The following is a 5717-nucleotide window of genomic DNA, read 5'->3' as shown; positions in this document are numbered from 1 at the left end:
GTACTACGCTATGCTTTAGGTTGGCAATATATCTCTGGTTTTGCGTAAGTCCTAATTACTTTCAAAATGAAGACTCGGGCTATAGTCGATACGCAATAAAAAAGGTACAGTATCTAATAACGCGAAACTGGTATAAATTTTTCTGGCGTGCTGCACCTACGCAGACAGAGGCTGCAAAAAATTCATCCCAATCTCGCTGTGTCTGTTGTATATTGGACTGACTATAGCTTGCTTATCGGTTGATCAATGCGTCAGTCGCTGTTGCCACATCAATGTTATGCTCTGTCCAACGCTCAAAGCTCAAGGCTGCTTGTCCGATAAGCATGCCATAACCATCGGAGGTTTGCGCACCTCGTATCGAAAAGTGCTGCAAAAACGGTAGCGAGCGCCCATACATCATGTCATAAGCGTACTGACAGTTCAGAGTATCATCTAGCGGTAAGGTATCGCCTGACAGTCCAATAGATGTGGCATTAATAATGATATCAAACTGTCCAGTTAATTCATTAGTTGCACAGGTTTCGATACTGTGTTTATCGATCGTCTCACTAGATTGGCTTAGCTCAGTGACCAAATTGACAGCCTTGCTCACAGTACGATTGGCAATGGTCAGGGATGAAATACCTGCCTGAATCAGCGGTAGTACGACACCGCGGGCTGCACCGCCTGCACCAATGAGTGCCACACGCGCGCCTGTAAGCGGCCAGTCCAAGCTTGTAATGTGATTGACCAACCCTTGACCATCGGTATTATCACCATAGATTGCTTCTGCGATGGGTGTGCCGCTGTCTAGCAGTGTTTGGTTCAATGATAGCGTATTAACTGCCCCTGCAACTTTGGCATGTTCAGACAAACCACCACGTGCTAAGCAGCAGTTATAAGCAACTTGTTTAAAGGGTACTGTCACATTGGCACCGACACCGCCACCATGAAAAAATGCTTCAATCACCGCCATAAAACTGGCAGCATCGTCAGGACAGTATTGGCGCTGATAGCTAATATCGATACCTGCTTGCTCTGCAAATAGCGTATGGATTTCGGGGGATTTGCTGTGAGCAATAGGATTGCCAATAACAATAAAATGCTGAGTCATAAAAGGTCCGCTGGCTATAAAAGGTCAAAACTCTTCGTTAGAGCTTATCAGAAAGTCGTTGAATCGCTATCATCATAAGGGATAACGTGATGTTTGACAAACCAAGGCGTTCGTGAATAAATACGTGGAATGATAGCGTTTTTTACCTGTTAGATATTTAACAAATATGTACTCTCTAGGAGTGTTATCCGTAACGTAAAGGGTGGTCAAGTGTTAAGCAGTTGGGTACACTATGTAACATAAAATGTGATATCAAAGTGTTCAACACGTCCTATTAAGTGATAATAAATTGACTTTGAATGTTCAGCAGATCCAAGAAAGTCATCAGACAACTTATTTATAAAAACCTTATGCATTAGCAGTGGCATATTGGCCGGCTTGTTAATGTTATTTTGAGATAAATCTAAAAGTGTGAGTAAATTGCCCATGTGGAATAATAGCCTACAGACCTTTTTGGTCGGTACGATAATGGCAGTTGGTGTGTCGTTGAGTGGCTGTAACAGCAGCGTAGATGATGTCCAAGATAAAGCAGGTATCGATGCGGAAGTTGGAGAGGAGAGCGTTGCTGAAACTGAAACTACGACAGCAGCAGATACTGACGTAAGTGGTGCAACTGTTCAGCCAGGCAAACAAGTGCAATATGATATCACAGCATGGGGCAGTGAAAATGTAGAATCACTCAATGTTAATGATTTAGAGGGTATCCAAGCGACTTTTGGCAATGTGGTGAGTACCGATGAAAACAGCTTAGACTATGCCAGTAATCCGGCTGCCAAGTATCGTTTTATGGATACCGATGCGCCTTATTTAGATATTATTGATTCTGAAAAATATCTCGAGCTTGGTTGGTATTTTGCCAACCCTACCGACTCTGATGAAGAAAAAGAGCTGAGCCAAGAGCATGCTGAAAAAGCCTATAAGCTCGCGCGTGAATTGATGGGTGATGAAGGGGGTAATCTCGTGTCTGATATGCTCAATGTGCAAATCGTTAAAAATAAAACCATCGGTGGTCAAAAGGTCGAGTTGGCAAAGTGTGAGTTTTATAGCTGTATGTTGGTCATTAACAAATCTGAGGCCCCAACCGATGACAGCTAAGACGATGATCAAACAGTGACAGCTCATTCCTCGCCGACTGGCTGGTTGTGTCTGCATTCACTAGAGAATACGTTGAATCAATCAACAGTAGATACCTCGACGGCTGGTTTATCATTGGACAATCGTGGACTGGCCTACGGCGATGGGTTTTTTACCACCATGGGTGTCATTGATGGTCAAATATTGTGGTTAGATTATCACCATCAGCGCCTTATTTCTCATAGCAAGGCATTACATATCGAGCTAGACAGCGACTTATTATTAAATGAGTTGCAGACGCATGCTCAGCAGCTACAACAAGGTATGCTCAAGCTGATTGTCACCCGCAGCACACAAGATATTCGTGGTTATTGTTATACGCCAAGTGCGTTTGGTAGTGCTTGTGAGGTTTGGCTCAAACCTTCTGCGATGAGAGTGGATACAGCGGAGCAATTGCGTCTACCTGATGATCGTTTCATTCCCTTACAGCCTATTAGCACTGCGGTTTGTCTGTCGTCGCAGATTTCCTGTCTACCATCAACGCTGGCAGGGCTCAAAACCCTCAATCGCTTAGATAACGTGCTAGCAAGTGGTGAGTTGCAAGATATCAAAGCCCAAATACCAAAACTCAAAACTGAAAAAAGCATCGGCGAGGGTCTGCTACGTGACATGAGCGGGCAGTGGGTCGAAGGTACGATGAGTAATGTGTTTTATCAATTATCAGAATCGCCTTGTACAACATCAGCATCAGAAAAACCATCTACGCTTCCACATTATCAAGACAATGCAAGCTATCTGACGACAGGCCAATGGTATACGCCATCTATGGCGCAATCGGGTGTCGATGGTGTCATGCGGCAAGTCATTATCGATGCGTTATCAAGGACACAATACCCAGTGGTGATAAGGTCGCTTCAAGATGATGATCTACCTAAATTAACGCAGATTTTCTTTTGCAATGCACTGCGTGGCGTCATGCCAATGAGTAGCTTGACGTTACTATCGGGTGAGATTGTGAGGTTTGAATCCGTCTAGCTATTATTGAAAAATATTAAATTTAGTGTCGATAAAGTCATCTGGGTATAAAACAATATCTTCGTTTCGATATATTCCTCGCGCTTTTAGTAGGGCTGTTTCACTATCTTCTGCAACCACTTCTATAATGGCACTCATCGTTTCGACTACCTCTATTTGATAAGTATTCAAATCGCCTTTCTTTATCATAACTGTTCTCAATAATTAAAAATTGTCATACTCAAAATCTGTTTTTTATCTATGCCAAATAGATTAGCAAAAGCGCTCAAAAGAAGCGATCGTATTTTGTTACGTTGACTTGTGTCTGAGCGCAAATCGATCAATGATCCTTTTTTCATAAAAGTTTTAAAAGGATAAAATCGCATGCACTCAGTCTATGAAGATAAACGAATTCCGCTACAAATCCGTCGTTTGATGATTTTTGATGAAATTTGCCAACTGGCTAGAAGTAAGCCTGATGAAATTGTGCATTTATCGCCTTATACTCAATTATCATTTGGTGTGATGTATTTACTAGATTTTAAAAGGTTTGTAGCCTTTGGCGGTATGTTCGAGTATGCGTACACGCGAGAGGAGGTTATTGAGCAGCGTATTTCTGTCACTCCTAATGATGAGCTAGTGATGTGTGCATTGACGGTCAACTTAAAAGCTTTTACCAAACCTACTCGCAATCCAGTTCAGCTTTTATGGCAGTGGAATGATTATGTGAAAAATAGAATGCACGCTTATGTTGATTATCGTGAAGAGCATTTTTTCAAAATTAATGACGAGATTGATTGGAATTACCCAGCGCATAAATTTCATCAGCGTCTCGTTGCTACTGCAAGATTACCGCTATGGGATGATAGAGATGAGTTAATTACTGATGTGTACCGCGATAAAAAAGGAAAGCCGAGACCTGAGCGCTACAACGAGAAGCGGTTAGTATAACTTTCGATAGTAGCCACGGCTCACAAACTCAATAATGCCTCTATCGCGTAACACTTGTAATTGCTGACGAATTTTATCTTGAATATGTTTGTTTTTGGGATGTTTGCGTTTTAACTCATCAGCAAAAGTATAAACTTGCTTTAGCGAAAAATCCGTATCAAGTCTGTCGATACACTGCCAGACATCTAGTGTCCAACCACGAGAAGCATTAGTTTGCTTACGTAAAAATAAGGTTTTTTGAAATTGTTGAGTGACATCATCGCGCGGTATGACTTGCTGATTTTTAACCAAAAACACTTTGCCCGATTCTGGCACTTGGCGTAAGTCGATATTACAGCCGACCCAACCTGCACGCTTGGCAGTCGCTGATAATGGCTTACGCTTGATAATAATATCAGGCTTAAAGAATTGCTTAGGAATAATTAAAAAGTTATTTACCGTCAGCTCTTTTGAGTATGTCAGGAAGAAAAAATTGGGATTATCCTCACTATTGATGCGTTCAATCATTGTCTTATAAGCACCATCATTAATAATGTTACTTAATTTAGATTTTTTACTTTTTAGCTCATATTGCTCACTACAGTTTGCGCAATAAAAGTCAGCAACTGGTTTACCGTTCGTAAATTCTGATAACGGTTGAGTGTTACAGTTAGGGCAGTAGCTATTGGTTGCGACCCAATTCTCACTCAATACTCGAATTATTTGGCTGGGTGACTTATAGTTTTTAGCAAGACTTTGATTGAAATGTAGATTCATAAAATGTTTTCATTCTTAATAGATACGTCAATATTGATGACAATAGCCTATGAGTATTAAGCCATATAAATGTGCCTAGCTAGCAAGATAATGCATAAGCTAAGCAAATAACATTGAAAATCGCACGGTTCAGTGCTAAATTCTAGCAAACATTTGCCTCGCGAGTTGCCATGAGCACGCCCACACCTGAAACGCCTCCTAAACGTCCCAATGATGAACCATCGAATAAGTATGATAACAGTGTTGAAGAGCGTGTCGATACCACACTATCAGACTCACGACCGATAGTGGATGAAGTGGAGGAAAAACCAGCGACAGACGTTTCACTCATAAGCGGGGATAGCAAGCCACGTAAATATAAAGTGGACAATCAATCGTTTTTTATGCAGCGTGGATATCAGGTGTTGCTCGTGCTTGGATTGATTGCTGTATTTTTCTTAGTGATAGTTTATCAAACCTTATTCGGACGTATCGAGCAACCAGCGCAGAAGGTTACGATTGAGCAGGGTCAAACTTATTATGGCTTACTGCCGCAGTGGCAGCAGCAGATTCCGCTGTTTTCGGTGAGCGTGGCTAAGATGTATGTCAAATCGCAAGTCGATGCGCCACTACATGCTGGGATTTATCAACTACCAGAAAACCCAACCATGGCTGAGGCGTTGCAAGTGCTAGCACAGGGGGCAGATGCAGCGATGGTAAAAGTACAAATCATCGAAGGCAAAACCTCGAAAGACTTGTATCAAATATTACGTGCTAATGATGGCATCAAAAAAGGGTGGTGTTCTAAAAAGTATGCTGGCATCAGACATAGCCATAATTGACATAGAAG

General features: G+C 41.8%; 7 protein-coding genes. 4 read left to right on the top strand and 3 right to left on the bottom strand.

All coding sequences use genetic code 11. The features are described 5' to 3' along the window. Nucleotides 1-232: 232 nt before the first annotated feature. Entirely contained in the window at nt 233-1093 is an 861-nt protein-coding gene (gene aroE / locus EI164_RS14245; RefSeq protein ID WP_192520586.1) for a shikimate dehydrogenase, read from the bottom strand. 426 nt (nt 1094-1519) lie between these two features. On the opposite strand from aroE, the gene EI164_RS14240 reads away from it, so the two are divergent. After that, complete coding sequence (locus tag EI164_RS14240) at nt 1520-2188, top strand: hypothetical protein (protein ID WP_192520585.1); 669 nt, start codon at nt 1520-1522, stop codon at nt 2186-2188. A gap of 15 nt (nt 2189-2203) precedes the next feature. Then, complete coding sequence (locus tag EI164_RS14235; RefSeq protein ID WP_318779558.1) at nt 2204-3202, top strand: aminotransferase class IV; 999 nt, start codon at nt 2204-2206, stop codon at nt 3200-3202. A gap of 3 nt (nt 3203-3205) precedes the next feature. Here the strand turns inward: EI164_RS14235 and EI164_RS14230 are convergent, their stop codons facing one another. Further along, a complete protein-coding gene (locus EI164_RS14230; protein ID WP_192520584.1) occupies nt 3206-3391 on the bottom strand; it encodes a DpnD/PcfM family protein in 186 nt (61 codons plus the stop codon). A 174-nt stretch (nt 3392-3565) separates the two neighbouring features. On the opposite strand from EI164_RS14230, the gene EI164_RS14225 reads away from it, so the two are divergent. Next, the gene (locus EI164_RS14225; RefSeq protein ID WP_192520583.1) at nt 3566-4132 is read left to right on the top strand and encodes a hypothetical protein; all 567 of its coding nucleotides are present in this window, start codon (nt 3566-3568) and stop codon (nt 4130-4132) included. On the opposite strand, the gene EI164_RS14220 is transcribed toward EI164_RS14225, so the two are convergent. Next, a complete protein-coding gene (locus EI164_RS14220; RefSeq protein ID WP_192520582.1) occupies nt 4124-4888 on the bottom strand; it encodes a DpnI domain-containing protein in 765 nt (254 codons plus the stop codon). The two genes, EI164_RS14225 and EI164_RS14220, sit on opposite strands and share 9 nt — an antisense overlap. Before the next feature lie 170 nt (nt 4889-5058). Between EI164_RS14220 and EI164_RS14215 the strand changes: the two genes are divergently transcribed. Next, on the top strand, nt 5059-5709 hold the full coding sequence (locus tag EI164_RS14215) for an endolytic transglycosylase MltG (protein ID WP_225739319.1): 651 nt from the start codon (nt 5059-5061) through the stop codon (nt 5707-5709). Nucleotides 5710-5717 lie beyond the last annotated feature (8 nt).

The organism is Psychrobacter sp. FME13 (assembly GCF_014861395.1).
Taxonomy (GTDB): domain Bacteria; phylum Pseudomonadota; class Gammaproteobacteria; order Pseudomonadales; family Moraxellaceae; genus Psychrobacter.
Note: the sequence above shows the minus strand (reverse complement) of the source record. Positions and strands in the feature narration are given on the sequence as shown.

Bases quoted from the DNA above. Each gene is read 5' to 3' on its own strand.
- aroE (WP_192520586.1), bottom strand. From the start codon at position 1,093: ATGACTCAGCATTTTATTGTTATTGGCAATCCTATTGCTCACAGCAAA.
- EI164_RS14240 (WP_192520585.1), top strand. From the start codon at position 1,520: ATGTGGAATAATAGCCTACAGACCTTTTTGGTCGGTACGATAATGGCA.
- EI164_RS14230 (WP_192520584.1), bottom strand. From the start codon at position 3,391: ATGATAAAGAAAGGCGATTTGAATACTTATCAAATAGAGGTAGTCGAA.
- EI164_RS14225 (WP_192520583.1), top strand. From the start codon at position 3,566: ATGCACTCAGTCTATGAAGATAAACGAATTCCGCTACAAATCCGTCGT.
- EI164_RS14220 (WP_192520582.1), bottom strand. From the start codon at position 4,888: ATGAATCTACATTTCAATCAAAGTCTTGCTAAAAACTATAAGTCACCC.
- EI164_RS14215 (WP_225739319.1), top strand. From the start codon at position 5,059: ATGAGCACGCCCACACCTGAAACGCCTCCTAAACGTCCCAATGATGAA.